We start from the raw sequence: 23,954 nt of genomic DNA, 5'->3' as shown, positions 1-23,954 counted from the left end.
AAACTACTGCTTCACCACATCAGCCCCTGCCGGAGGCTTGAACTGGAACGTGCTGGCAGGCAGCGCCGCATTGGCCTGCATACCGGTAAAGCGAATCAGCGAGCGCTGGCCAAAGCTGTCCAGAATGTCCAGGGCCGCCAGCTGCTCGCCCGCAAAGCCCACACGCACGCTCTTGAGCTGGCCGTCCTTGGTCCTGGGGCTGGCCAGCACCCATTGCAGGCCATCCGCATCCGGCGAGGCCTCCAGCGTGAACTCGGCCTTCAGCGCCGACAGGTCCGGCGCGGACGCCAGCAGCGCAGCGGGCGTGCTACCCAGCGCCTGGGACTGCGAGCGCTGCGTGACCTGATTCAGGTCCACGTCGTACAGCCACAAAGTCTGGCCGTCAGCCACGATGGTCTGCTCAAAAGGTTTTTTGTAGACGAACTTGAAGCGCCCGGGGCGCTGGAACTCAAAGCTGCCGCTCGATGTCTTGGTGCGCGTGGTCTGGCCGTCCTTGGGGGGCGAGGTCACAGTCTGGGTGAAGTCGGCCTTGCCCGTCTGCGTGCCCTTCATGAAGGATTCCAGGCTTTTCAGCCCGTCAGCGCTAGCCATGCTTGCCGCAGCAGCTATCAAAATTGCAGTAGCGATCTTTTTCAACAGAAACTCCTGTGGGGTAGGGTCCGGCCTTGCGGTCCGGCCGATCATTCGCTGCGGTTGGGTACCAGCACTTCACGCTGGCCGCTGGTGGTCAGGCCACTGACGAGTCCAGCCTTCTCCATGTCTTCCAGCAGCCGCGCCGAGCGGTTGTAGCCAATGCGCAGCTTGCGCTGCACGTAAGAGATGCTGGCCTTGCGGTCTTTGAGCACCACTTCGACGGCCTGGTCGTACATGGGGTCCTTCTCGCCCCCTTCGCCACCACCGCCCTCCCCTGACAGATCACCCTCGCCATCCACAGTTCCACCTTCGAGCACGCCTTCTATGTAGTCCGGCTCCCCTTGTTCCTTGAGGTAACTGACGACACGGTGTACTTCTTCGTCCGACACGAAGGCGCCATGCACCCGGATCGGCAGGCCGGTGCCGCTGGCCATGTAGAGCATGTCGCCCATGCCCAACAGCGCCTCGGCGCCCATCTGGTCGAGGATGGTGCGGCTGTCGATCTTGGAGCCCACCGAGAACGCGATGCGGGTGGGGATGTTGGCCTTGATCAGGCCGGTGATCACATCCACGCTGGGGCGCTGGGTGGCCAGGATCAAGTGAATGCCGGCCGCGCGCGCCTTTTGCGCCAGGCGGGCGATCAGTTCTTCGATCTTCTTGCCCACGACCATCATCAGGTCGGCCAGCTCGTCGATGATGACCACGATGTGCGGCAGGCGCTGCAACGGTTCTGGCTCTTCGGGCGTGAGGCTGAAGGGGTTGTAGATGAACTCTTCCTTGGCCTTGGCCTCGTCGATCTTGGCGTTGTAGCCCGCCAGGTTGCGAACGCCCAGCTTGGACATGAGCTTGTACCGCCGCTCCATCTCGGCCACGCACCAGTTCAGGCCATGCGCCGCCTGCTTCATGTCGGTGACCACGGGCGCCAGCAGGTGCGGAATGCCTTCGTAGACCGACATTTCCAGCATCTTGGGGTCGATCATCAACAGACGCACATCGCGCGCCTCGGCCTTGTACAGCAGCGAGAGGATCATCGCGTTGATCCCCACCGACTTGCCAGAGCCCGTGGTACCCGCCACCAGCACGTGCGGCATCTTGGCCAGGTCGGCCACCACCGGGTTGCCCACGATGTCCTTGCCCAGGCCCATGGTGAGCATGCTCTTGGCCTCATGGTAGACCTGCGATCCCAGGACTTCGGACAGGCGGATGGACTGCCGCTTGGCGTTGGGCAGTTCCAGCGCCATGTAGTTCTTGCCGGGAATGGTCTCCACCACGCGGATCGACACCAAACTGAGCGAGCGCGCCAGGTCCTTGGCCAGTCCCACGATCTGCGAACCCTTCACGCCCGTGGCGGGTTCGATTTCGTAGCGCGTGATCACCGGGCCGGGCATGGCCGCGACCACGCGCACTTCCACGCCAAAGTCCTTCAGCTTTTTCTCGATGAGCCGGCTGGTCATCTCCAGCGTCTCGGGGGCCACGGTTTCCTGGCGCTGCAGGGGTCCGTCAAGCAGGTCCACCAGCGGCAGCTTGCTGTCCGGCATCTCTGTGAACAGGGGTTTCTGGCGCTCTTTCACCACACGGGTGCTCTGCGGCACATCCACCAGAATCGGCTCGATGATTTGCACAGGCTCGGGGTGATGCACCTCGCTTTCGGTGCGCTCCTCCAATACCACCACTTCGCGCTCGCGTGCTGCCTTGCGGCCCACGGCGACGTCCTTGGCCACCTCGCGTTTTGCCAGGCGCGCCTGTACCAGCGCATCAAGGCGCCCTCCGAGAAACTCCGCCACATGGCCCCACGAGAAGCGGAACACCAGCGCCGCCCCCGCCACCGCCAGCACGATCGCCAACAAGCCGGAGCCCGTAAATCCCAGCCACTTCACGCCAGCTGGCCCCACCAGGTACCCCAGCACGCCACCCGCATGCCCAGGCAGGAACGATTCAAACCGGTACAAACGCGACCATTCCAGCGCCGTGCTGGAACACATCAGCACCACCAGTCCACCCCAGAACGTGGCCCGGCGCACCAGAGGGCTGGCGGCGCCTGCCACCACTTCGCCCCCGCGCATCCAGCGCGCCAGCGACGACAGCCAGGCCCGCACGCCAGCCGCCACGCACCACCACACTGAAAACCCCAGCGCAAAGTAGCTGCCATCGGCCAGCCAGGCGCCAAAGCGCCCCGCCCAGTTGGCAACGGAGCGCGCGTCGCGGGCACCCGAGGTGGACCAGGCCGCATCCTGGGCCGAATAGCTGACCAGCGCCAGCAGCCAGAAAACCAGGGCCAGCAAGCCCACCACCAGGGCGATTTCGTGGCCAAAACGGGCGGCGCCCGTGCGGGGCGGCGACTTGGCCGCCGCCGATGCATTCAGGGTATTGAGGGAATAGGTCATAAACGTGCGGGGTGAGCTTACCCCATGCGTTGCGCCGGGCGCACCACCCGTCGCAGGGTCCGCCCCCCCGGATTTCAGCCCAGCGCGTTCAGCCGGTCCTTGAGCAGGGTAGCCCCGCTGGGCAGCGCCTCGATGAAGCCGCGCTCCTCCAGGTCTTTCATCACGCGGCTGACCATTTCGCGGGAAGCTCCCACCATCTTGGCCAGGTCCTGGCGGGAGATTTTGTCCTTGATCAGCAGCTGCCCCTGCGCATCGGGCACCGCAAAGTCCAGCAAGGCATGGGCCACCCGGCCGTACACATCCAGTAACGCGAGTGACTCAATCTTGCGATCTGCATGGCGCAGCCGCTTGACCAGCCCGCGCATCACCACCAAAGACATGGACGCGTTCTCGGTGAGACAACGTGCAAACTCCGCACGCCCCAGCATCAGCACGTCGGTCTGCACCTCGGCACGCACAGTGGCCGAGTGGGGTTCGTTGTCGATGATGCTCATCTCGCCCAGGTAGTCGCCCTGGGCGAGGGTGGCAAGAATCACCTCACGCCCCCGGCTGTCCGAGGTCATGACCCGGGCGCGCCCTGTGAGCAGGATGTACAGGGCATTGGACTTTTGCCCCTGCTCCACCAGCGCCTCGCCCCGCTTGAAGCGGCGTTTGATCACTGCGCCGCTGATCACCTCGGCCTGCGCCACCGTCAGCAGCGAAAACAAAGGTACCCGGCGCAGCAGGTCGAGGTTGGACAACATCGTGGACATGCAAACATCTCCTTTCAGGGGTGCGACCCAACCGGAGCCGCAACGGGTTATCAATGGGTTCTTACAATCACCGTGATTGAAAACGGGGCCACTCTCGCGAGCGGACGCCGGTTGATACTCGGCGGCTCAGCCCCCAGCTTTCCCAACAGCGCCCCATGTAGCGGGCGCAAAACACAGGCTTTTACCATGTCCACCACCCAACACGCGAAAGTTCTGATCCTCGGCTCGGGCCCTGCGGGCTACACCGCAGCGGTTTATGCCGCCCGCGCCAACCTGAACCCGGTGCTGATCACCGGCATGGCCCAGGGTGGCCAGCTGATGACCACGACCGAGGTGGATAACTGGCCTGCCGACGTGCACGGCGTGCAGGGACCGGAGCTGATGCAGCGTTTTCTGGAGCACGCAGAACGCTTCAAGACCCAGATCATCTTCGACCACATCAACAAGGTCGATTTCAGCAAGCGGCCCTTCACACTCACCGGCGACAGCGGTACCTACACCTGCGACGCATTGATTCTGGCCACTGGTGCATCGGCCAAATACCTGGGCCTGCCTTCGGAAGAAGCCTTCATGGGCAAGGGCGTGTCCGGCTGCGCGACCTGTGACGGCTTCTTCTACCGCGAGCAGGATGTCTGCGTGGTCGGTGGCGGCAATACGGCGGTGGAGGAAGCGCTGTACCTGTCGAACATCGCCCGCAAGGTCACCCTGGTGCACCGCCGCGACAAGTTCAAGGCCGAACCCATTCTGGTGGACAAGCTCAACGAGAAAGTGGCAGCGGGCAAGATCGAGCTCAAGCTGTTCCACACTCTGGACGAGGTGCTGGGCGACAACACGGGCGTGACCGGTATCCGCATCAAGAGTACAAAGGACGGCAGCACGGAAGACATCAAGCTGCAAGGTTGCTTCATCGCCATCGGCCACGCGCCCAACACCGAGATCTTCCAGGGCCAGCTGGAGATGGAAAACGGATACATCATCACCCAGGGTGGGCTCAAGGGTTTTGCCACACAGACCAGCGTGCCCGGCGTGTTTGCCGCAGGCGACGTGCAGGACCATGTGTACCGCCAGGCCATCACCAGCGCGGGCACCGGCTGCATGGCCGCGCTGGACGCCCAGCGCTTCCTTGAACAAGAGTCTTGATGAAAAAATGAGCTGCAGGTTATAATCTGCGGCTTTGCTGAATTCGGCCCGTTTTTGCGGTCCTCCGAAACAGGCAAATCGGGTTACCGCCACCCTTTCTGGCGAGGTGAGGCCGCAAGCCAACCTGGGCACACAGCCCAGGGCTCAGCGAACGGCCGTTAATCAGTATCGGAGTGTCCTCATGGCACGCGTCTGCGACGTAACGGGCAAGAAGCCCATGACGGGGAACAATGTTTCCCACGCCAACAACAAAACCAAGCGCCGGTTCCTGCCGAACCTGCAATACCGCCGTTTCTGGGTCGAGACCGAAAACCGTTGGGTGCGCCTGCGTGTTTCGAGCGCTGCCCTGCGTTTGATCGACAAGAACGGTATCGACTCGGTGCTCGCAGACCTGCGTGCCCGTGGCCAGGCTTAAGGAGTAGCACCATGGCAAGCAAAGGCGGACGCGACAAGATCAAGCTGGAATCCACTGCGGGTACCGGTCACTTCTACACCACGACCAAGAACAAGAAGACCATGCCCGAGAAGATGCTGATCATGAAATTTGATCCCAAGGCTCGCAAGCATGTGGAATACAAGGAAATGAAGCTGAAGTAATTCAGTCTCTTTCTTGTCATCCCAAAGGCCGCCCGGCATTCAGCCCGGCGGCTTTTTTCATGGCTGCAATCCACGCAGCCCGATGACTACAGCACCGCCTCCCGCCATCGACGACCTGTTCCCCACCAACTTCGAGAGCCAGCAGGTCCACATCCAATAAAAAACCGCTGAGGGCACAAAGCCCTGCAGCGGTATATGGGGAGGTGCGCCGGGGTCAGTGGTCCGACCGACAGCGCCACCAAGGCATTACATCAGGCCCGTGCAGCGCGCAGACTGATGGAGAACTCGCGCAGAGTGGCAATACCGCTCTCCTCGGCGCGGCGGCACCAGGCCTGCAAGTCGGCAGTGAGTTGCTCACGGGATTGCGAGGTGTTGAGCCACAGCTGACGCAGTTCTTCGCGCATGGTCACCATCTTGTCCAGGGCCGGATGCGCAGCGCGGGCCTGGGCCAGCTGGGGCAAGGCCCCCGCCGGCACCTTCTCGGCATCGCGATGCAGCCAGCGCTTGGCGGCCTTGAGCACCGATACATCGGCCTGACGGGCCTGCAGCGCGGCAATCTCATCCTTGCACGCCTTGCGCACACCACGCGCATAGCCCGCCATCACTTCATAGCGGTTGGCGATCAAGGCCTCCAGCGTCTTTTCATCAGCCACCGGCTTGACATCGCCCAGTTGCAACTTGGGTGGCACCTTCTTCACGGTAGCCCAGCCGATTTTCTTCATGAGGCTGATGTACACCCAGCCAATGTCAAATTCATACGGCTTGACCGAGAACTTGGCCGACGTGGGGTAGGTGTGGTGGTTGTTGTGCAGCTCTTCGCCGCCAATGATGATGCCCCAGGGCGACAGGTTAGTGCTGGCGTCCTGCGCCTCGAAGTTGCGGTAGCCCCAGTAGTGGCCCACACCATTGACCACCCCTGCTGCCCAGAACGGAATCCAGAGCATCTGCACCGCCCACACCGCGGCGCCCAGGGCGCCAAACAAGGCCAGGTTCAGGATGAGCATGAGGCCCACGCCCTGCCAGCCGTAGCGGGTGTACACATTGCGCTCCATCCAGTCATCGGGCGTGCCGTGACCGAACTTCTTGATGGTTTCCATGTTCTTGGACTCGGCGCGGTACAGCTCGGCGCCGCGCCACATCACCGTGTCCAGCCCGCGGGTCTGGGGGCTGTGGGGGTCATCCACAGTTTCACACTTGGCGTGGTGCTTGCGGTGGATGGCCACCCATTCCTTGGTCACCATGCCGGTACCAATCCACAGCCAGAAGCGGAAGAAATGCGAGGGGATGGCATGCAGGTCCAGCGCGCGGTGTGCCTGCGCGCGGTGCAGGAAGATCGTGACCGCAGCGATGGTGATATGGGTCGTGGCAAGGGTGTACAACACGATCTGCCACCAGGACAGGTTCCACAACCCATTTCCCAGCCAGTCAATGGCGGCGTTCAGTACAGCCCAGTCGGGTAACAGCATATTCACAAAAACCTTACTACAGAGAACCCGCTCACCAACGAAACAGGTCATTTATTTTAGATGGCCCGTTTCTGAACGGATCAGGGGAATCCACAGTATTTACGCTGGTTTACGGTGTTTAGAGCCCTACCTCCAGCGTTTCAGTCCTTTTTGGCCCAGATGGCGGCAAAAAACCCGTCGGTCTGATGCAGATGGGGCCATAAGCGCAAATAACCACTGCCCGATGCCCCCCCGCTGCACAAACCCTTGGCCCCCTCGACCTTGAGCTGCTCCAGCAGTTCACCTGCATCCAGCAGCTGGAAGTCGGGGTGTGTAGCGCTGAAGGCCTCGGCAATGGCCTCGTTTTCTTGCGGCAGGATGCTGCAGGTGGCATACACCAGACGGCCGCCCGGCTTGAGCAGGCGGGCTGCGCTGTCCAGGATGGCCGTCTGCTTGGCCACCAGCTCATCGATGGCCTTGGGCGACTGGCGCCATTTGAGGTCGGGGTTGCGCCGCAGGGTGCCCAGGCCCGAGCAAGGCGCGTCCACGAGGACGCGGTCGATCTTGCCCGCCAGGCGCTTGACGCGGTCATCACGCTCGTGGGCGATGGCGGCGGGGTGCACGTTCGACAGGCCGCTGCGGGCCAGGCGCGGTTTGAGCGCATCCAGGCGGTGAGCTGACACGTCAAAAGCGTACAGCCGCCCAGTGCTGCGCATGCTCGCGCCAATGGCCAGCGTCTTGCCCCCAGCGCCAGCGCAGAAGTCCACCACCATCTCGCCACGCTTGGCGTCGAGCAGCAGGGCCAGCAGCTGTGAGCCCTCGTCCTGTACCTCGATGGCGCCCCGCGTAAAGGCATCGAGCTTGGTCAGCGCGGGCTTGTCGTCAATGCGCAGGCCCCAGGGTGAATACGGTGTGGGATGCGCCTTGATGCCAGCTTTGGCCAGCTCCTTTTGCACATCGGCGCGCTTGTCCTTGAGGGCATTGACGCGCAAATCCAAGGGGGCGCTCTGGGCCAGACTTTCCACCAGCGGCCAGAAGCCATCGCCCAGCTGGTCCTTCAGGGGCTTGACCATCCATTCGGGCAGGTTGTGGCGATGGCGCTCCATCAGGTCATCGACCGTGACCGCATCGCACTGGTCCAGCCAGTTTTTCTCCTGGTCGGTCAACGCACTCTTGAGGAAATCGCGCGGGCCATAGAAACCCAGGATGGCCAGGCGGCGCTCCTTGGGACCCGAGCCTGACGGGGCCATGTGGTCAAACAGGAGCTTCTTGCGCAGAACGGTGTAAACCGTTTCAGCCAGCGTGGCGCGCTCGCGCGGCCCCAGGCCCCGGTTGTCGCGGAAGAAACGCGACACCACCGCGTCGGCGGGGTGTTCAAACGTGAGGGTGAGCCTGACCAGTTCGGCGCAGGCGTCGAGAAGAACTTTGGGATGCATCCTGCGATTGTCCCATTCCCGGCCAACCTGGCGACATCGCCCCCACCCGTTCAACGCGGGAGCCAAACCTCAACGGCCAAGTCGCTCCATGCGCGGCCTGGGCGTCAACGGGTATAGATCGGCTCGAACGCCGAGCGCTCGATCTGCTGCAGCGTCGGTGACTCGCCCGCCCACAGCACCAGCGCGGGGCCGGGCAGGCTCAGGTTACGCTCCAGCGCGCGGCACAGGTGGTAACGGCTTTCATCGTCCATGCCCGGCAGCTCGACAAACACCAGGTAGGCCCTGCGCTGGGGGTACTCGCGCAGGTTCTTGCGCACCAGCCAGCAGCGGGCCAGAGGAGCGCAGCGGGCCAGTTCGGATTGCAGTTCGGCCAGCTCGAAGGAGCTGAGGTCGTGCCGCACGATCTGGCTGAAGAACGAGGTGCCCGACAGCTCTTCCCAGGCCCGCTCTTCGGATTCTTGCGCGCGTTCCAGCCGCTTGCGCCACTGCTTGAAGGCGGCTGCATCGTGGTCCAGCCCCAGGCGTGGGGTCTCCAGCTCGGCCAATGCCGTGCGCGCGGCCCAGTAGCGGTCGCTGCTGCCTGTTTCCCACAGCCGGTGCAGCAGCTGGAGCTTGCCCTCCCGATCATCGTCCGCCAGGCAAGGCACCAGTCCACGCAGCGCAGAAGGGTATTCGGGGCTGCGCTGCAGTGCCAGCTCGTACAGGGCGCGCACATCGGCATGCGGGTCCAGGTGGCGCTTGAGGCGGGCCAGTTCCACCAGGTCGGCCGCACTGCTCTGTGCCGTCGATGCACCCAGGGCCTCGGCGCGTGCGCGCACGCGCCCCAGCCAGGCGTGGTGCTGCTTCCATTCGCTGGCATTGTCGCGGCACCATTGCTTGTCGAAATGTGCCACCCAGCGCTTGGCATCCGGTCCCAACAGGGCCAAAGCGTTGCCGCGCGACCAGTCAGGCAGCGTGGGCGTGGCATCCAGTGCCTCGATGCGGTCGCGCAGGCCGGGGTGGGTGTCGTCCAGATTGCTCAAGCGCTTGAGCGCCTGGCGCAAGGCGTCGTTGGCAAAGGCTGCATCGGGGGCCTTGGCCAGGGCACGGCGCATGCTGCGGTAAGGCCCCACCGGCAACGGACTGCCCGCCGCGGCACACCAGTGGCTGCCCCAGAACTCTGCCTGCAGCCACGCGCCCCGGATCTCGATTTCGGCGAGGGCCGCAGCGGTCACGTCGCGGCCCAGCAGCTTGCCAGCGATCCGGTCGGCTTCGTACTCATCCTGGCGGGCCAGCGCAAAGGTCTTGGCAGAGAAACGCGGAAAGTACCAGCGCATGAACAGCTGGGTGGCGGCAGCGACCGGGCCTTCATCGTCGGCCAGGCTGTGGTTCAGGCGCATCCACGACAGGCGCGTGCGGTAGATCCAGGCCGCAAAGCGGCCATGGTCGCCCCGCAGGTGGCCGTACTCGTGCGCCAGCACCGCCAGGAATCGCGGCCGGTCGAGCGCCATCAACAGGGGCAGGCCAATGCTCAGGTGATTGACGGCGCCGCCCAGCAGCCCAAAACGCGGCAGTTGCTGGATGCTGGCATTGAACTCGTCGGTCAGCGTGACCTTGTGGATAGGGGGGCCCTTGATCTTGCGGCGGATGCGCGCCAGCGCTTCAAACAGGTCGGGTGCATCCAGCGCTGTGATCTCCACGCCCTGGGGCTCATCAAACCGCACCCACAGCGCACGCAGGCTCACCCACAGCAGACCTCCGGCACCCAGCAGGGCCCACAGCATCGCGAAACGAAAGCGCCCCTGCAGCAACTGGGGCACCACCCACAGCAAAATACCCACGGCCAGTGCCATACACCCCAGCACCCATGCATAACCCAGGGCGGCAAACGCAGCCACACTGCGGCGGTACGCGCGACTGTTCTCGGCGCTGGCATGCTCGCTCATGCGCACCATGTGCACAAAATCTGCCTGATCCACGGGCGTCCCTCACTCTGGTTGATTTTTTTCAGCCGCCATCCTAACCATTCACGCCACCGCAACACCATGACCGACGACGACCTGCCCGAGCTCATCCGCACGCCACCCGGCCTGTACCGCCACTACAAGGGCATGCTCTATGAAGTGATCGACACCGTACGCCACAGCGAGACGCTGGAGCCCATGACGCTGTACCGCGCGCTTTATGGCCAGCGCGGCCTGTGGGTGCGGCCGGCCGCCATGTTTGAGGAGCAAGTGCTCATCGATGGCGTGCTGCGCCCCCGGTTTGAAAAATGGGAGGGCGAAGCTCCCGCCGCCTGAGCCCTACTGATATCCGGCGAAAGCGCGCGGAAACACCGCGGCCACCACCAGCCCACCGCCCGGTGCATTGCGCAGCGCCAGTTGGCCACCGTGGCGCCGCACGATGTCGCTGGCGATGGTGAGCCCCAGCCCCACCCCGCCGCTCTGGCGATTGCGCGAGGCCTCCACACGGTAGAAGGGCTCCAAGACCCGGTCCAGCTCCTCGGGCGGCAGGCCCGGGCCGTGGTCGCGCACCTCGATGGTCAGGGCGTCTGCCGCATCGCGCAGCGTGACCTCGGCACTGCCGCCGTAGCGCACGGCATTGCCCACCAGGTTGTCCAGGCAACGCCGCAGTGCCACGGCCTGCACGCGCAAGGGGGCAGCCTGCCCCGCCACGGTGACGGCGTGGCCCATCGCCACCTGGTCGTCCGCCATGCTGTCCACCAGGGCCTGCACATCCAGATGCACCCAAGCCTCCGCACCCGCCACGCCGCGCAGGTAATCCAGCGTGGAGGCAATCATGGCGTCCATTTCGGCAATGTCGCGCCGAAACAGCTGCTGCGCCTGGGCGTCGCCCAGGCTTTCGGTGCGCAGCCGCAGCCGCGTCAGGGGCGTGCGCAAATCGTGCGACACGGCCGCCACAAAGCGGTCGCGCTCGGCCAGTTGCTGGCGGATGCGCGCCTGCATCTGGTTGAACACACGGCTGGCGTCGCGGCATTCCAGCGTGCCGTCCTCGGGCAACGGGGTCCGGTGGATGTCACGCCCCAGCTCCTGTGCGGCCGTAGCCAGCCGGCGCATGGGGCGCGACAGCCAGCGCGCAGCCCACCAAGCTGCAGCCACCAATGCGGCCAGGCGCACACTGATGTCCAGCAGCAGGCCCAGCTGCAGCGAGGGAGGTGCGTTCCACAAGCCCGGTGCGGGCCCCGGCGGCGGCAATAGGCGCCCATCGGCCGCCAATGCGTGCGGCGGCGGGCCGGGCGGGTGGCCTGGATGGGCAGGGCGCAGCTCGAACATCAGCGTCAGCGCCAGCACATGGCTCACGATGACGGCGGCGATGAGCAGCAGGGCGAGCCTGCCAAACAGGGTGTCAGGCATGCAGCGCTGGACTGCAGCGCGCAGCTGCGATTGCGTGGGCGTCAGTGGGGCCACCCTACCTGCCCTTGCAGCGACTGCACGTTGAACAGATACCCGGCACCGCGCACGGTGCGGATCATGGAAGGCGACCGCGGGTCGTCCGCAAGCTTGCTGCGCAGGCGTGACACCAGCAGGTCGATGCTTCGCTCGAATGCATCCATGGCCCGGCCGCGGGCCTGCTCCATGAGCTGGTCGCGGCTGAAAACGCGGCGCGGCATGCGCAAAAAGGTGCACAGCAAACGGAACTCGGCATTCGACAAGGGCACCACCATGCCCCCGGGCGACACCAGATGCCGCTCCAGGCTGTGCAGCGTCCAGCCATCAAACCGCACCACTTCGTCGGGGCCCTGCCGCACAGGTGCCTCGGCGCCGCGCGTGCGGCGCAGCACGGTCTGGATGCGGGCTACCAGCTCACGCGGCTCGAAGGGTTTGCCCATGTAATCGTCCGCGCCCATCTCCAGCCCCAGCACGCAGTCATACGGGTTGGCGCGCGCGGTGAGCATGATGATGGGCACCCGCGAGCGCTCACGCAGCTCCCTTGCCAGCGTGATCCCGTCGGTGCCGGGCAGCATCACATCCAGCACCACCAGGCCGATGGGCTGGGCGGCCATCTGGGCGCGCATCGTCTGCGCGTCACAGGCCGCGTGGGCGGCATAGCCAAAGCGGGTCAGGTAGTCGGTGAGGAGTGTGGTGATCTCGACATCGTCGTCCACCACCAGGATGTGTTGCATGGGCAGGCACAGGCACAAAAGAACGCACCAAGTTTAGGGAGGCTGCGCACCCTGCTCGGGGCAATCTGGCGGGCCTTTGCCCCCCTGTTCATGCCTTGCATCTGCCCTTTGTATCGGCCTTGGTACAAAGCGGACAAACCCTGGAGACACGCGCACCCAAGAATGGGATCGGGCCATGGCTGAGGGCTTCCGCAGTGGAGGGCCCGGCACCGGTCCACCTTTGGAACGAAAGGAACAACGATGACGACCATCAGTAGCGTCAGCAGTGCCTGGTCCAGTGCGAGCGTGCAGCGGGCATCGCGCCCGGGGCCTTCGCCGGAGCGGCTGCTGTCCAAGATCGATACCGACGGTAGCGGCGGCGTGAGCGATACCGAATTGCAGGGCCTGCTGGACAACGTGGCGAAGAAGACCGGCGCCAGCAGCCAGACCAGCGCGGCCGACCTGGTGAAGCAATACGACGCCAACGGCGACGGCAGCCTGAACGCCGGCGAGCTGGGCAAGACTCTGCAAAGCGTGCTGCCACCGCCCCCCTCCACCATGGCATTTGCCCAGTCGCGCGGTGGCGAAGGCAGCAGTTCGGCCACCAGCGCCACCGGCCAGGCGGGCGACGACCTGTTTGGCAAAGTGGACAGCGACGGCGATGGCGCCGTGAGCAAGACCGAGCTGCAGGCCCTGCTGGAGGCCATGTCCGGCGGCACCGCCAGCCAGACCGGCGTGAGCAGCGACGACGTGTTCAGCCAGCTGGATACCGACGGTGATGGCAGCCTGACGCAGGCCGAGTTCGATGCGGGCCGCCCCTCAGGCCCCGGCGCGGGTGCCGATGACATGCAGGCCATGGGCGGCATGCCACCACCTCCGGGTGGTCCGGGTGGTCCGAGGGGTGCAGGTGGCGCTGACGCCGCATCCGACAGCAGCTCGGCGACCAGCTACGACCCCCTGGACACCAACGAGGATGGCAAGGTCTCCGCCGCCGAGCGCCTGGCGGGCGGAACCAGTACGGCCGAGCAGGACGCCATCACCGCGCTGTTCAACGCCATCGACACCGACGGCGATGCCAGCATCAGCGCCAGCGAGTCGAAGGCGTTCATCGACCAGCTGACCAGCCAGGTGCAGTCCACCACCAGCACCAGCACCGAGTCCACCGGCCGCAACGACCTGGCGCGGCTGGCCGACTTTGCGCGGCAGCAGTACGAACGCGCCGCCAGCGACTGGCGCACGGCGTCGAACACCAGCAGTCTGAGCGCCGTGGCCTGACAAGGTGTGAACGACCCGGCGGCGCCCTCCGGGCACCCCTGATTTCTGGCCGCACAGTGCGATTCGCCCGTCAGTTGACGAGCTGTGCGAGCCAGAAACCGGCCCCGGGGCTGGTGGATGGGCCCTGGGACACGAAATCTGATCCAAATCGGCCAGATGCGCTAGTGCATCATGCCTTGATAGCTATAAATTCAGTAGCAATTTCCCTGCCAGCGTGGGAGCGGTGGGCACCCCACGCGCCCGGCCTGCCTCGCCCCGACCTCACCTCCTACAGGGAGCGCACCAGCGCCCGCACGGCGCGGGGGTAGATCACATGCTCCTGGGTCAGCACCCGGGCGGCCAGCGTCTCGGCGGTGTCGCCCGGCAGCACCGGCACCACGGCCTGGTCCAGGATGGGGCCCACATCCAGCTCGGCCGTCACCTGGTGCACCGTCACGCCCGCAAACTTGCATCCCGCGTCGATGGCGCGCTGGTGCGTGTGCAGCCCGGTAAAGGCCGGCAACAGCGAAGGGTGGATATTGATGAGCCGCCCGGCGTAGTGCGCCACAAACCCTGGCGTCAGGATGCGCATGAACCCCGCCAGCACCACCAGGGCAGGCTGGTGGCGGTCGATGGTGGCCGCAAGCTCGGCATCAAAAGCCTCGCGGCTGGCAAACGCCTTGTGGTCCAGCGCCTCGGCGGCGATGCCCTGCTCGCGCGCAAACACCAGCCCGGCGGCCTCCGGTTTGTTGCTGATGACGGCCGCCACGCGGGCGCCGTAGCGCTGCTCCCAGCGCTCCTGCTGTGCCGTGCGGACGATGGTGGCCATGTTGGAGCCGCCGCCAGAGATCAGAATGACGATGTTCTTCATAAATTGCCCCGGATTATCCCAGCCATGCCTTTTGATCCTGCGACCCGCCCACTTACCCCCAACGAAGCCCGCGTGCTCGCCACCCTGATGGAAAAGGCGCGCACCGTGCCCGACAGCTACCCCATGTCGCTCAACGGCCTGGTCACCGGCTGCAACCAGAAAACCAGCCGCGACCCGGTGATGAACCTCAGCGACGCCGAGGCGCAGGAGGCACTGGATTCGCTCAAGCTGCTGACGCTGGCGTTTGAGAGCAGCGGCAACCGCACCACACGCTGGGAGCACAACTTTCAGCGTGGCGTGGGCGTGCCCGAGCAGTCGGCCGTGCTGCTGGGCTTGCTGATGTTGCGCGGCCCGCAGACGGCGGGTGAGCTGCGCATCAACGCTGAGCGCTGGTACCGGTTTGCGGACATTTCGTCGGTCGAAGCCTTTCTGGACGAGTTGCAGGAGCGCAGTGCCGAAAAGGGTGGCCCGCTGGTCGTGCAGCTGCCCCGCGCTCCCGGCGCGCGCGAGCAACGCTGGGCGCATTTGATGTGCGGGCCGGTGGACACCACCGCCAGCCATGCGCCCGCAGGCAGTGCGAGCGCCAGCCCATCGCCCGCGCTGCAGGCCCGCGTGGACGCTCTGGAGGCCGAAGTGGCAAGCCTGCGCAACACCGTGCAGCGCCTGTGCGCCGAGCTGGGCATTTCCCCTGAGTTCAGTCCAATGTCGCCACCCGGACAGGAATAAAACGAACGACCGTGCTACAAATGCAGTATCACTAGGAGACGCACCGCATGGATCTCGCATTCACCCCCGAAGAGCAGGCCTTTCGCGAAGAGATTCGCGCTTGGGTTCACGCCAATCTGCCCAAAGAAATCTCTCACAAGGTCCACAACGCCTTGCGCCTGACCCGCGAGGACATGCAGGGCTGGGCCAAGATTCTGGGAAAAAAAGGCTGGCTGGGCTTTGGCTGGCCCAAAGAGTTTGGCGGCCCGGGCTGGACTGCCGTGCAAAAGCACCTGTTTGAAGAAGAGTGTGCGCTGGCCGGTGCGCCCCGCATCATCCCCTTCGGCCCCGTGATGGTGGCCCCGGTGATCATGGCGTTTGGCAACGCCGAGCAGCAAAAGCGCTTTTTGCCCGGCATCGCCAGCGGCGAAGTCTGGTGGAGCCAGGGCTACAGCGAACCGGGCTCGGGCTCGGACCTGGCCAGCGTCAAGACCCGCGCAGAGCGCGTGGGCGACAAGTACATCGTCAACGGCCAGAAGACCTGGACCACCCTGGGCCAGCATGGCGACTGGATGTTCAACCTGGTGCGCACCAGCACCGAGGGCAAGCCCCAGACCGGCATCTCCTTCCTGCTGCTCGACATGAAGTCCAAGGGCGTCACCGTGCGCCCCATCAAGCTGCTGGACGGCGAGTGCGAGGTGAACGAGGTGTTCTTCGACAACGTCGAAGTGCCTGCCGAGAACCTGATCGGCGAAGAGAACAAGGGCTGGACCTACGCCAAGCACCTGCTGAGCCACGAGCGCACCAACATCGCCGACGTGAACCGCAGCAAGCGCGAGCTGGAACGCCTGAAGCGCATCGCCAAGACCGAAGGCGTGTGGGATGACCTGCGCTTCCGGGACCAGATCGCCCTGCTCGAAGTGGACATCGTCGCTCTGGAAATGCTGGTGCTGCGCGTGCTGTCCGCCGAAAAGTCGGGCAAGAACTCGCTCGACATCGCGGGCCTGCTCAAGATCAAGGGCAGCGAGATCCAGCAACGCTACGCCGAGCTGATGATGCTGGCCGCCGGCCCCTTTGCCATGCCCTTCATCGAAGAGGCCATGGAAGCTGGCTGGCAGGGCAACTTCCCCGGCGGCGTCACCGCCAACGCGCCGCTGGCGTCCACCTACTTCAACCTGCGCAAAACCACCATCTACGGTGGCAGCAATGAAGTTCAACGCAACATCGTCGCGCAGACGGTTCTGGGCTAAGGAGACAAGAACATGGATTTCGATTTTTCTGACGACCAGGAGCAACTGCGCGACGCCGTGCGCAAGTGGGTGGACAAGGGCTACACGTTCGAGCGCCGCCGCGCTGCCGTGGCCGCAGGCGGTTTTGACCGCGCCGCCTGGGGCGAACTGGCCGAGCTGGGCCTGACCGCCCTCACCGTGCCCGAAGCGCACGACGGCATGGGCCAGGGCGCCATCGATGCGATGGTCGTGGCCGAAGAACTGGGCCGCGGCATTGTGCTGGAGCCGATTGCGCAAGCCTTCATTGCCAGCAGTGTGCTGTCGCACTACGCACCGGCCGACGTACAAGGCGCCTGGCTGCCCCGCGTGGCCAGCGGCGAAGCCCTGGTGGTGCTGGCCCAGCAGGAGCGCAAGGCGCGCTACCGCCTGGACGTTTGCGATGCAAAAGCGGCCAAAGCGCAATCAGGATATGCGGTAACAGCTATCAAAAGCGTAGTACCCACTGGCGACAAGGCCGACGCCTTCATCGTGCCTGCGCAACTCGACGGCAAGATTGCACTCTTCCTGGTCGAACGCACGGCGAGCGGCGTGACCACGCAGGGCTACGTCACTCAAGATGGCAGCCGCGCCGCCGAGGTGCAGCTGGCCAACGCCCCCGCCACGCTCATCACCACCGACGGCCTGGCCGCGCTGGAACTGGCCGTGGACACCGGCATTGCCGCCGCCTGCGCCGAAGCCGTGGGCGTGATGGACAAGACCGTGGCCATCACGGTCGAATACATGAACCAGCGCAAGCAGTTTGGCGTGTTCATTGCCAGCTTCCAGGCGCTGCGCCACCGCGTGGCCGACATGAAGATGCAGCTGGAGCTGGCCCGCTCGATGAGCTACTACGCCAGCCTGAAGCTGGGCGCCCCCGCCGCCGAACGCCGTGCCGCCATGGCCCGCGCCAAGGTGCAGCTGGGCCAGTCGATGCGCTTTGTCGGCCAGCAAGCGGTGCAACTGCACGGTGGCATTGGCGTGACGGACGAATACATCGTGAGCCACTACTTCAAGAAGCTCACTCAGCTGGAAGTGACTTTTGGCGACACGCTGCACCATCTGGGCGAAGTGTCCGCCCGCATGCAAGACACGGCGGGCGTGTTTGCCTGATGTGAACTGACGCAGGCGCGTAACACCCGCAAACGATGCTCGTGGATTACCCAGTCCACGGGCATTTTTTCTTTTTGGAGACTCCCCCATGAATCACGCATTCCTGTTGCCACGCCGATCCCTCTTGCTGGCAGCCGCTGCGGCCGCCGGCCTGGCGCTGGCAGGCTGCGCCACCCAGAGCCCCAGCCTGGCAGAAGCACCGCCCATCGTCTTTGTGCATGGCAACGGCGACACCGCCGCGCTGTGGCAGACCACCGTCTGGCGGTTCGAGTCCAACGGCTGGCCCCGCGAGCGCCTGCACGCCATCGACGTGCCCTACCCCCTGTCGCGCGATGAGGACGCCAAGCCCCAGCCGGGCCGCACCTCGGCCGCAGAGCACATGGCCTACCTCAAGGCCGAAGTGGACAAGGTGCTCAAAGCCACAGGCGCCCGCCAGGTCGTGCTGGTCGGCAACTCGCGCGGCGGCAATGCCATCCGCAACTACATCTACAACGGGGGCGGCGACAAGACGGTGAGCCACGCGATCCTCGGCGGCACACCCAACCACGGCGTGTGGGCGATACCGGGGTTCCGAGAAGGCAACGAGTTCTCGGGCACAGGCCCCTTCCTCAAAGCGCTGAATGCCCCCAAGAACGCTGCGGGCGACGAAGTGAGCGGCCCGGTGAAATGGCTGACCATCCGCTCGGACAACAACGACAAGTTCGCCCAGCCCGACGGTCTGTGGATCGGCCAGAAAGGCACGCCCACCAACGTGACCGCCACCGGCCCCGAACTCAAAGGTGCCACCAACGTGGTGATTCCGCGCATCGACCACCGCGAGACTTCGTACTCCCCCGTTGCGTTTGAAGCCACCTACCGCTTCATCACCGGCAAGGCCCCCGCACGCACCGAGATCGCTGCGGAGAAATCCGTAGTGATCAACGGCAAGGTCACGGGCCTGGGGGTGGACTCTGCCGACCCCAAGACCGGCAACTTCAGCAACAACCTGCCCCTGGCGGGTGCCCAGCTGGAGGTGTACGCCACCGACTCCGCCACTGGTGCTCGCACGGGCAACCCGCTGCTGCGAAAGACAGTGGGTGCAGATGGCCAATGGGGTCCGTTAGTGGTTGCACCCGGCGCACCCATCGAGTTCGTAATCACCGCACCTGGATATGCCACCACCCACATCTACCGCAGCGGCTTTCCGCGCAGTAGTGACCTCATCCATCTGCGCGCAGAACGCATGGCCGATGCCGACAAGGGCGCCGAGAGCGTTGTGACCTTGACCCGCCCGCGCGGCTACCTGGACCCGGAGCGCGACAAGATGCTGCTGGATGGTGCAGTGCCTGCGGGCGTGCCCGCTGGCGCCGGAGTGGCATCTGCCAAGGTCAAGCCCGCGGGGGGCGTGCGCAGTATTGCCGCCGAATTCAATGGCGAGCGCGTCGTGGGGCAAACATGGCCTGCCGCGCAAGGCCACGTCGTCATGCTGGAAGTCAGCCAGTAGTTGGCCGATATTCCGTAGCCTGCTTCAAGGCGACGCATTAATTTGAGGGCACAGGCTCGTCAGTGCGAGTGCCCTGCATGTCCGTGGCTTTCCGCGCGCTTGCGGTCTTCCACGACGTTCACAGTCGCTCCATTGGGCAGCACCATGTCCCCTGCCCGCTGCGTTGCGCCACACGCACCCAACCAGCGGCCCTCGAACTCGGTACGCCCTGGAGCGAAACGCACAGGTTTGGAATAAGTGACCTCAAAGACGCCACGGTAGGCGGTTTGAAGGTCGCCTGACAGTTGTACCGTGGCGTCCACGCGGTTATCGTGCACATAGCAAACGGTGCGCACCTCACTGCCATGTGCATTTTTCTTTACTCTCACTTTGTGACAATGCTCCTGGCCGGGCACGATCGCAAGCAACATGATCGGCTCCGCCTGGCGATCAGTGCATTGCAAAACCTTCTGCTCATTCGCTACCGAGTTGCCGGTACTGCGGACCGTGACCTCCCAGAGCCCCGGCTTTCGCGCTGGCATCTGCTGCGCATTTGCAGATTGGATAGCGACAACACCCATCCACACGCCCAGGCCAGCAAGGCACGACCAGCGTGCGACATGCGCAATCTGTCTCATCAAAAATCTCCAGTAAAAAGGGGCTGGCCGCGCTTGACGGAACACTCCAGCCCCAAACTTCACGCTTCCTGACAGGCTCAGCGCGCCTGTCGGCGGTGGAAGTAGATGAAGAACGCAGCCATCAATGCTGACAATATCAATAGCCCCCATTCGGACAAAGTTGGAATGGATGCTGGAACGGCGATCGCCACAAAAGTCACGCTCACCGTACAAGACGCGTTGACCGGGTTCGTCGTATAGGTATTGCCAACCAGGGTGCCCCCGCACGCTCCGCCACTGGTTGCGATACGCGCCACAAAGCCAGGGTCGGGCGTCACTGTGTAGACCACGGTGTTACCGGGGGCTGCAACATTGGTCACCCCCAAGGGCGTGACAGTGCCATTGGCGCCTGCGGTTGCCGTCACGGTCAGCGGTGCAAAGCTGAAAGCCACATTGCAATCGGCGGTCACTGGGTTGACGGTGTAGGTGTTGCCGGTCAGCACGCCAATGCAGGATCCACTGGCGCTGGCGACGTTGCCTGCGTTGGGGGTGAGCGTGTAGGTCACAGTCCCTCCCACTGGCACAGTGCGCGAGCTAGCGGGAGTCACAGTTCCCCCGGTTCCAGACGTCATCGTGACAGTAGCGGACAGCGCGAAATTGGCGACTACAGCGGCGTCCGCAGTCATGGCAGGCACGGTACATGGGTTGGCGGTGCCCGTACATGCACCCGACCAGCCGGTGAAAATGCTGCCCGATGCCGCAGTGGCGGTGAGTATGGCCTGGCCACCGTCTGCCACTGGGAGCGTGCATGAGGCACCGCAGTTCATGCCGGCAGGCACACTGACCACCGTGCCACTGCCCGCACCCGACTTGGTCAGGCTCAGGTTGTGCAGCGTTGCGGCTACCGAGTTGGTGTCGCCAGCAGTGTTGTTGGCGGTGTTGCGATCCGTGATGCCTGCGGGAGTTCCAATGTTGAAGACCGTGGATGCCGAAGTTGGCCCAGTCACGGTCGCACCGAAGGTGAGCGTGACACTCCCCCCTACCGGGATGTCCAGCAGCACGCCGCCTCCGGTCAGCGCGCCCGCAGCAGGCGCTCCGCCCTGACACGATCCCCCCCCTGTGCCGCTGCATGTCCAGTTGCCCACCGTGAGGCCCGCCACAGTCGGCTGAGTCAATGTCGATCCAATCACAGGAACCGGCCCGTTATTGCTCACCACCACGGTGTATGTGGAGGAGCTGCCCACAGCGGTGGCCGATGCACCATCGCTCACACCGACCACCAAATCCGTCAACGTTGCGCCACTGACAACACGGGTCTGCACCAAGGGGCCCAGTACCGTGCTGGCCCCAGTGGCCGACATGGAGTAAGTGCCATGGTTGAGCGAGTTGGTCGGACTGCTAGTACTTGCACCAGCCGGCACACCCCATACGATCTCGAAAGTCCCGCTCTGGTGGTCGACCAACGAGCCGAAGTCGCAAGTCACCGTACCCGCCGAACCCACCGCCGGTGTCGTGCAGGTCGCGCCGGCAGGTGCTGTCATCGACTGAAACACCGCATCGACGGTGGCAGTGTTGGCAGCGTTCCGCACTTGCGGGCTCTGAGCGCTGACTATGCTGTTGAAAACCATTACCCCGCTGTTGTTGCTATAGGTGTAGGTGTAGGTCACGTTGTCGCTCGGCTGGGCCGTGGTGGGGCCAGTGGCAGTGACCAGCAAACCGGCAAAGAAGGGACCGATCGAATCCACATAGACCTCCCCCGAGTGACCACCCTGACTGCAACCTGCTGCGATCACCTCGACTTCGACGGTATCGCCTACATCCAACAGTCCATTCCCAGGAGCAACGTCAATTGCCTGCCAGCCGGTGTACTGGTAGCCGCCCAGGGTCTGCCATGGCACACCGGGCTGCGCTGCAAAGTTGAATGTGTAGAACAGGCGCGTGCCCTTGGTGACGTTACGCACTTCGACGTAGAAATAGGCTTGCTGCTCAGGGCTGTGGCCGCCGTCCTGGATCACCGGTGCGACAGCCATGCGCAAGTGCACTTTGCCATCCACAGGGTCCACATCGGCAAGCAACATCTGGGCGGACTGCTGGATTCCGCTGGCACGGTTGTTGTTGCCCCGTGCGTTGATCCGTGCGCTGTATGAGCCCTGAAACGGGATGGCGAGGGCTTGTCCTGGTGCGTCCGGCGCGCTCGCTGGCGTACCGGATGCCGTACTCACCACCTGCGTCACCGGGGCTGTGACCGGGGGCTGCAAATTCAGATGGCTTTTCTGGGTGGGAGGAAACGTAGCAATACCGTTGTTGCGGTAGTTGGTCACCGTCCAGCCCGTGAAATCTCCACTTTCGAAATTGCCGTTAACCACCCCCGCCTGTGCGGTGGATGCAAAACACAGCGCCGCAACAAAGAGTGCGAACACTCCACGCAGGCAGCGCAGAACTACGGTCCGCAGTGCCATCCAGTTATCGATCGTTTTCAACACTTTCCCCTCTTGGTAAACCGCAAAGCTCCACGGATAGCTGCGGGCTGACTCACACGAAAAATTCGCATCCAACGGCTGGCGTGCAGACAAGCCTCTCCCCTCGTTGGCATTCAAGCCATCGAAAGAGATTCGGTATCTGATGGGATGGGTGGGCGGTGCTGCGCCAGCGCAGCAGGCGAAGCCCTTGGGCAGGGCTATGTCACGAAGACGAGCCCCTTGCCGAACACTGCACGCACCGGCAAGGGCGTGCCAGTGATTTCCAGGGTTTTGCGGCGCAACCGGTTGAGCGCCGACTCGATACGGTGGAAGTCGTCCTCCAACCCTCTTCCACCCACGGCCTGCATCAAGATCTGCTTGCTGACAACCACGCCCTTCGTCTTGAAAAGACAAGTCAGGAGTTCAAGTTCACGGGTGGTGAGAGGCACCAACATTTGATTGGGCGCGCGCAAGGCCGCATTCGCAGCGTCGAGTTGCCAGGGAACAGCAACTGACGCGTCGATCTCCCCTTGCAAGCGCTTGCTGCGTAACTGGGAACGGATGCCAGCCACGAGTTCCTGCATGTCCACAGGCTTCACAAAATACTGCAATGCACCGGCATCGAGACCCCTGATCCGACTGTCGAGATCGGCACGGGCAGTCATGAGTACCGTGGGGACGCCCTGAGAAGCCAACCGGGTGAGCAAGCTGAGTCCGTCTTCTCCTGGCAACCCGATGTCGATGATCACCAAATCCACGCGCGACTGCAGCAGACGAACGTAGAAGTCCTCTGCGGACTCCGCGCCCCAAGACTGAAAGCCAGAACGCGCCAGAAATCGGCACACATTGCTGCGGATGTCTTCGTCGTCTTCTACGACAGCAATGATGGGTTCAGCAGACATGAGAAAAATGGGAGCGAATCGGGAAGTGAGCTTGCGTAACATTGTGTCAGCGCATCGAACTGCCAGCCACGCACAAGAACTCTCAAGAACTCACAGAATCGATGCATCAAAAGCCCTCACGAACAACGTCCTTCCCCCTGACCGCACTTTGGCTCTGTGTTCTGCTTTGGTACAGCCTGCTATGCGTACCGGCACAAGCGCTGGAATCGCAAACCAGTTGGCAGCTGGGTTGGGACATCCCCATGGACAGACTGGATGATGAAAGCGGGAACCTGGAACCAGAGGCAATCAGCGCCATTCCAGCGGAACGAGCGACATCCCGACTTAAAGCGCCTTTGAACGGTGGGTATCTGCGCCATACCGTTTGGCTGCGTTTCAAGGTGCCTGCCCTCCCCCCCGAACATGAACCGGGGGATCTGTGGCTGCTCGCACAACCGACCTATCTTGACTATGTGACCCTGTACCAGAAGGGCAGCGATGGTGCGTGGTATCAGCAGGACAGCGGCGATCTGGTGCCCACGGATCGCAAACCGGGCGTTCGGCAACATCTGTTCCGTTTGACGCCTGGCCAAGTGGCTCTCATCCGAATTCGTACGTCCAGTGCGACGCAGTTCCACGCGGACATTCTCGACACCTATGCACTCGCAACCACCGTAGCGTCCGCAGAGCGCCTCATGGGGCTCTACTTCGGCGCCATGGCCGCTCTTCTAGTCGGCATCTGGGCCGCTACCGTCATTTTCCGTACCCGTGCGCTCTTCTCGCTCGCGGTCCTGGTGACCGCCAGTGCAATTCATGTCTTCAACGTGCGGGGTTATTC

The 23,954-nt window shown here is 64.0% G+C and carries 22 protein-coding genes; 10 read left to right on the top strand and 12 right to left on the bottom strand.

The features are described from left to right. Nucleotides 1-3: 3 nt before the first annotated feature. From lolA to N4G42_RS07180, 3 genes are all read right to left on the bottom strand, one after another. A complete protein-coding gene (gene lolA, locus N4G42_RS07190; protein ID WP_260666699.1) occupies nucleotides 4-636 on the bottom strand; it encodes an outer membrane lipoprotein chaperone LolA in 633 nt (210 codons plus the stop codon). A 44-nt stretch (nucleotides 637-680) separates the two neighbouring features. Continuing rightward, complete coding sequence (locus N4G42_RS07185) at nucleotides 681-3,017, bottom strand: DNA translocase FtsK (RefSeq protein ID WP_260666698.1); 2,337 nt, start codon at nucleotides 3,015-3,017, stop codon at nucleotides 681-683. Nucleotides 3,018-3,091: 74 nt separating this feature from the next. After that, entirely contained in the window at nucleotides 3,092-3,769 is a 678-nt protein-coding gene (locus N4G42_RS07180) for a Crp/Fnr family transcriptional regulator (RefSeq protein WP_108498114.1), read from the bottom strand. 186 nt (nucleotides 3,770-3,955) lie between these two features. On the opposite strand from N4G42_RS07180, the gene trxB reads away from it, so the two are divergent. The 3 genes from trxB (at nucleotide 3,956) to rpmG (ending at nucleotide 5,506) form a co-directional block, all read left to right on the top strand. Further along, nucleotides 3,956-4,909, top strand: a complete 954-nt coding sequence (gene trxB / locus N4G42_RS07175) for a thioredoxin-disulfide reductase (RefSeq protein ID WP_056061042.1) — start codon at nucleotides 3,956-3,958, stop codon at nucleotides 4,907-4,909. Nucleotides 4,910-5,090: 181 nt separating this feature from the next. Continuing rightward, complete coding sequence (rpmB, locus tag N4G42_RS07170; protein ID WP_010463481.1) at nucleotides 5,091-5,324, top strand: 50S ribosomal protein L28; 234 nt, start codon at nucleotides 5,091-5,093, stop codon at nucleotides 5,322-5,324. 11 nt (nucleotides 5,325-5,335) lie between these two features. Next, nucleotides 5,336-5,506 (top strand): 50S ribosomal protein L33, encoded by a 171-nt coding sequence (rpmG, locus tag N4G42_RS07165; protein ID WP_008904999.1) that lies wholly within the window; start codon nucleotides 5,336-5,338, stop codon nucleotides 5,504-5,506. Between the two features lie 251 nt (nucleotides 5,507-5,757). Here rpmG and N4G42_RS07160 read toward each other — a convergent pair whose 3' ends face one another. From N4G42_RS07160 to N4G42_RS07150, 3 genes are all read right to left on the bottom strand, one after another. Beyond that, the gene (locus N4G42_RS07160) at nucleotides 5,758-6,972 is read right to left on the bottom strand and encodes a fatty acid desaturase (protein WP_056061039.1); all 1,215 of its coding nucleotides are present in this window, start codon (nucleotides 6,970-6,972) and stop codon (nucleotides 5,758-5,760) included. 140 nt (nucleotides 6,973-7,112) lie between these two features. After that, a complete protein-coding gene (locus N4G42_RS07155; protein WP_108498116.1) occupies nucleotides 7,113-8,387 on the bottom strand; it encodes an RsmB/NOP family class I SAM-dependent RNA methyltransferase in 1,275 nt (424 codons plus the stop codon). Nucleotides 8,388-8,491: 104 nt separating this feature from the next. Then, complete coding sequence (locus tag N4G42_RS07150) at nucleotides 8,492-10,345, bottom strand: M48 family metalloprotease (protein WP_260666693.1); 1,854 nt, start codon at nucleotides 10,343-10,345, stop codon at nucleotides 8,492-8,494. A gap of 66 nt (nucleotides 10,346-10,411) precedes the next feature. On the opposite strand from N4G42_RS07150, the gene N4G42_RS07145 reads away from it, so the two are divergent. Continuing rightward, nucleotides 10,412-10,666 (top strand): DUF1653 domain-containing protein, encoded by a 255-nt coding sequence (locus N4G42_RS07145; protein WP_056747477.1) that lies wholly within the window; start codon nucleotides 10,412-10,414, stop codon nucleotides 10,664-10,666. A gap of 3 nt (nucleotides 10,667-10,669) precedes the next feature. Here N4G42_RS07145 and N4G42_RS07140 read toward each other — a convergent pair whose 3' ends face one another. Continuing rightward, nucleotides 10,670-11,740, bottom strand: coding sequence for an ATP-binding protein (locus N4G42_RS07140; protein WP_260666692.1), 1,071 nt, complete (start codon nucleotides 11,738-11,740; stop codon nucleotides 10,670-10,672). A 41-nt stretch (nucleotides 11,741-11,781) separates the two neighbouring features. Further along, complete coding sequence (locus tag N4G42_RS07135) at nucleotides 11,782-12,510, bottom strand: response regulator (RefSeq protein WP_056061026.1); 729 nt, start codon at nucleotides 12,508-12,510, stop codon at nucleotides 11,782-11,784. 240 nt (nucleotides 12,511-12,750) lie between these two features. Here N4G42_RS07135 and xopAW point away from each other — a divergent pair, with 240 nt between their 5' ends. Continuing rightward, the gene (gene xopAW, locus N4G42_RS07130; RefSeq protein ID WP_260666691.1) at nucleotides 12,751-13,764 is read left to right on the top strand and encodes a XopAW family type III secretion system calcium-binding effector; all 1,014 of its coding nucleotides are present in this window, start codon (nucleotides 12,751-12,753) and stop codon (nucleotides 13,762-13,764) included. A 268-nt stretch (nucleotides 13,765-14,032) separates the two neighbouring features. Here xopAW and purN read toward each other — a convergent pair whose 3' ends face one another. Then, a complete protein-coding gene (gene purN, locus N4G42_RS07125) occupies nucleotides 14,033-14,614 on the bottom strand; it encodes a phosphoribosylglycinamide formyltransferase (RefSeq protein ID WP_056061020.1) in 582 nt (193 codons plus the stop codon). A 24-nt stretch (nucleotides 14,615-14,638) separates the two neighbouring features. On the opposite strand from purN, the gene N4G42_RS07120 reads away from it, so the two are divergent. From N4G42_RS07120 to N4G42_RS07105, 4 genes are all read left to right on the top strand, one after another. Continuing rightward, nucleotides 14,639-15,340, top strand: a complete 702-nt coding sequence (locus tag N4G42_RS07120; protein ID WP_099729597.1) for a YceH family protein — start codon at nucleotides 14,639-14,641, stop codon at nucleotides 15,338-15,340. Between the two features lie 47 nt (nucleotides 15,341-15,387). Next, nucleotides 15,388-16,569, top strand: coding sequence for an acyl-CoA dehydrogenase family protein (locus N4G42_RS07115; RefSeq protein ID WP_056061013.1), 1,182 nt, complete (start codon nucleotides 15,388-15,390; stop codon nucleotides 16,567-16,569). A gap of 12 nt (nucleotides 16,570-16,581) precedes the next feature. Then, on the top strand, nucleotides 16,582-17,697 hold the full coding sequence (locus N4G42_RS07110; RefSeq protein ID WP_056061011.1) for an acyl-CoA dehydrogenase family protein: 1,116 nt from the start codon (nucleotides 16,582-16,584) through the stop codon (nucleotides 17,695-17,697). Nucleotides 17,698-17,785: 88 nt separating this feature from the next. Further along, on the top strand, nucleotides 17,786-19,180 hold the full coding sequence (locus N4G42_RS07105; RefSeq protein ID WP_260666690.1) for an alpha/beta fold hydrolase: 1,395 nt from the start codon (nucleotides 17,786-17,788) through the stop codon (nucleotides 19,178-19,180). 59 nt (nucleotides 19,181-19,239) lie between these two features. On the opposite strand, the gene N4G42_RS07100 is transcribed toward N4G42_RS07105, so the two are convergent. The 3 genes from N4G42_RS07100 to N4G42_RS07090 form a co-directional block, all read right to left on the bottom strand. Further along, entirely contained in the window at nucleotides 19,240-19,797 is a 558-nt protein-coding gene (locus tag N4G42_RS07100) for a DUF3617 family protein (RefSeq protein WP_260666689.1), read from the bottom strand. Nucleotides 19,798-19,874: 77 nt separating this feature from the next. Next, entirely contained in the window at nucleotides 19,875-22,256 is a 2,382-nt protein-coding gene (locus tag N4G42_RS07095) for an IPTL-CTERM sorting domain-containing protein (protein WP_260666688.1), read from the bottom strand. Between the two features lie 197 nt (nucleotides 22,257-22,453). Then, the gene (locus tag N4G42_RS07090) at nucleotides 22,454-23,137 is read right to left on the bottom strand and encodes a response regulator transcription factor (protein WP_108498133.1); all 684 of its coding nucleotides are present in this window, start codon (nucleotides 23,135-23,137) and stop codon (nucleotides 22,454-22,456) included. 242 nt (nucleotides 23,138-23,379) lie between these two features. Here N4G42_RS07090 and N4G42_RS07085 point away from each other — a divergent pair. After that, a partial coding sequence (locus tag N4G42_RS07085) for a 7TM-DISM domain-containing protein (RefSeq protein ID WP_313771900.1) occupies nucleotides 23,380-23,954 on the top strand: 575 nt, incomplete at its 3' end.

This window comes from Acidovorax sp. K2F (assembly GCF_025246485.1).
Taxonomy (GTDB): domain Bacteria; phylum Pseudomonadota; class Gammaproteobacteria; order Burkholderiales; family Burkholderiaceae_C; genus Acidovorax; species Acidovorax delafieldii.
This window is presented reverse-complemented; position numbering and strand designations above follow the sequence as displayed.

Bases quoted from the DNA above. Each gene is read 5' to 3' on its own strand.
- N4G42_RS07115 (WP_056061013.1), top strand. From the start codon at position 15,388: ATGGATCTCGCATTCACCCCCGAAGAGCAGGCCTTTCGCGAAGAGATT.
- xopAW (WP_260666691.1), top strand. From the start codon at position 12,751: ATGACGACCATCAGTAGCGTCAGCAGTGCCTGGTCCAGTGCGAGCGTG.
- N4G42_RS07180 (WP_108498114.1), bottom strand. From the start codon at position 3,769: ATGTCCACGATGTTGTCCAACCTCGACCTGCTGCGCCGGGTACCTTTG.
- purN (WP_056061020.1), bottom strand. From the start codon at position 14,614: ATGAAGAACATCGTCATTCTGATCTCTGGCGGCGGCTCCAACATGGCC.
- N4G42_RS07105 (WP_260666690.1), top strand. From the start codon at position 17,786: ATGAATCACGCATTCCTGTTGCCACGCCGATCCCTCTTGCTGGCAGCC.
- N4G42_RS07100 (WP_260666689.1), bottom strand. From the start codon at position 19,797: ATGAGACAGATTGCGCATGTCGCACGCTGGTCGTGCCTTGCTGGCCTG.
- N4G42_RS07145 (WP_056747477.1), top strand. From the start codon at position 10,412: ATGACCGACGACGACCTGCCCGAGCTCATCCGCACGCCACCCGGCCTG.
- N4G42_RS07135 (WP_056061026.1), bottom strand. From the start codon at position 12,510: ATGCAACACATCCTGGTGGTGGACGACGATGTCGAGATCACCACACTC.
- N4G42_RS07090 (WP_108498133.1), bottom strand. From the start codon at position 23,137: ATGTCTGCTGAACCCATCATTGCTGTCGTAGAAGACGACGAAGACATC.
- N4G42_RS07110 (WP_056061011.1), top strand. From the start codon at position 16,582: ATGGATTTCGATTTTTCTGACGACCAGGAGCAACTGCGCGACGCCGTG.
- rpmG (WP_008904999.1), top strand. From the start codon at position 5,336: ATGGCAAGCAAAGGCGGACGCGACAAGATCAAGCTGGAATCCACTGCG.
- N4G42_RS07185 (WP_260666698.1), bottom strand. From the start codon at position 3,017: ATGACCTATTCCCTCAATACCCTGAATGCATCGGCGGCGGCCAAGTCG.
- N4G42_RS07155 (WP_108498116.1), bottom strand. From the start codon at position 8,387: ATGCATCCCAAAGTTCTTCTCGACGCCTGCGCCGAACTGGTCAGGCTC.
- N4G42_RS07160 (WP_056061039.1), bottom strand. From the start codon at position 6,972: ATGCTGTTACCCGACTGGGCTGTACTGAACGCCGCCATTGACTGGCTG.
- N4G42_RS07120 (WP_099729597.1), top strand. From the start codon at position 14,639: ATGCCTTTTGATCCTGCGACCCGCCCACTTACCCCCAACGAAGCCCGC.
- rpmB (WP_010463481.1), top strand. From the start codon at position 5,091: ATGGCACGCGTCTGCGACGTAACGGGCAAGAAGCCCATGACGGGGAAC.
- trxB (WP_056061042.1), top strand. From the start codon at position 3,956: ATGTCCACCACCCAACACGCGAAAGTTCTGATCCTCGGCTCGGGCCCT.
- N4G42_RS07140 (WP_260666692.1), bottom strand. From the start codon at position 11,740: ATGCCTGACACCCTGTTTGGCAGGCTCGCCCTGCTGCTCATCGCCGCC.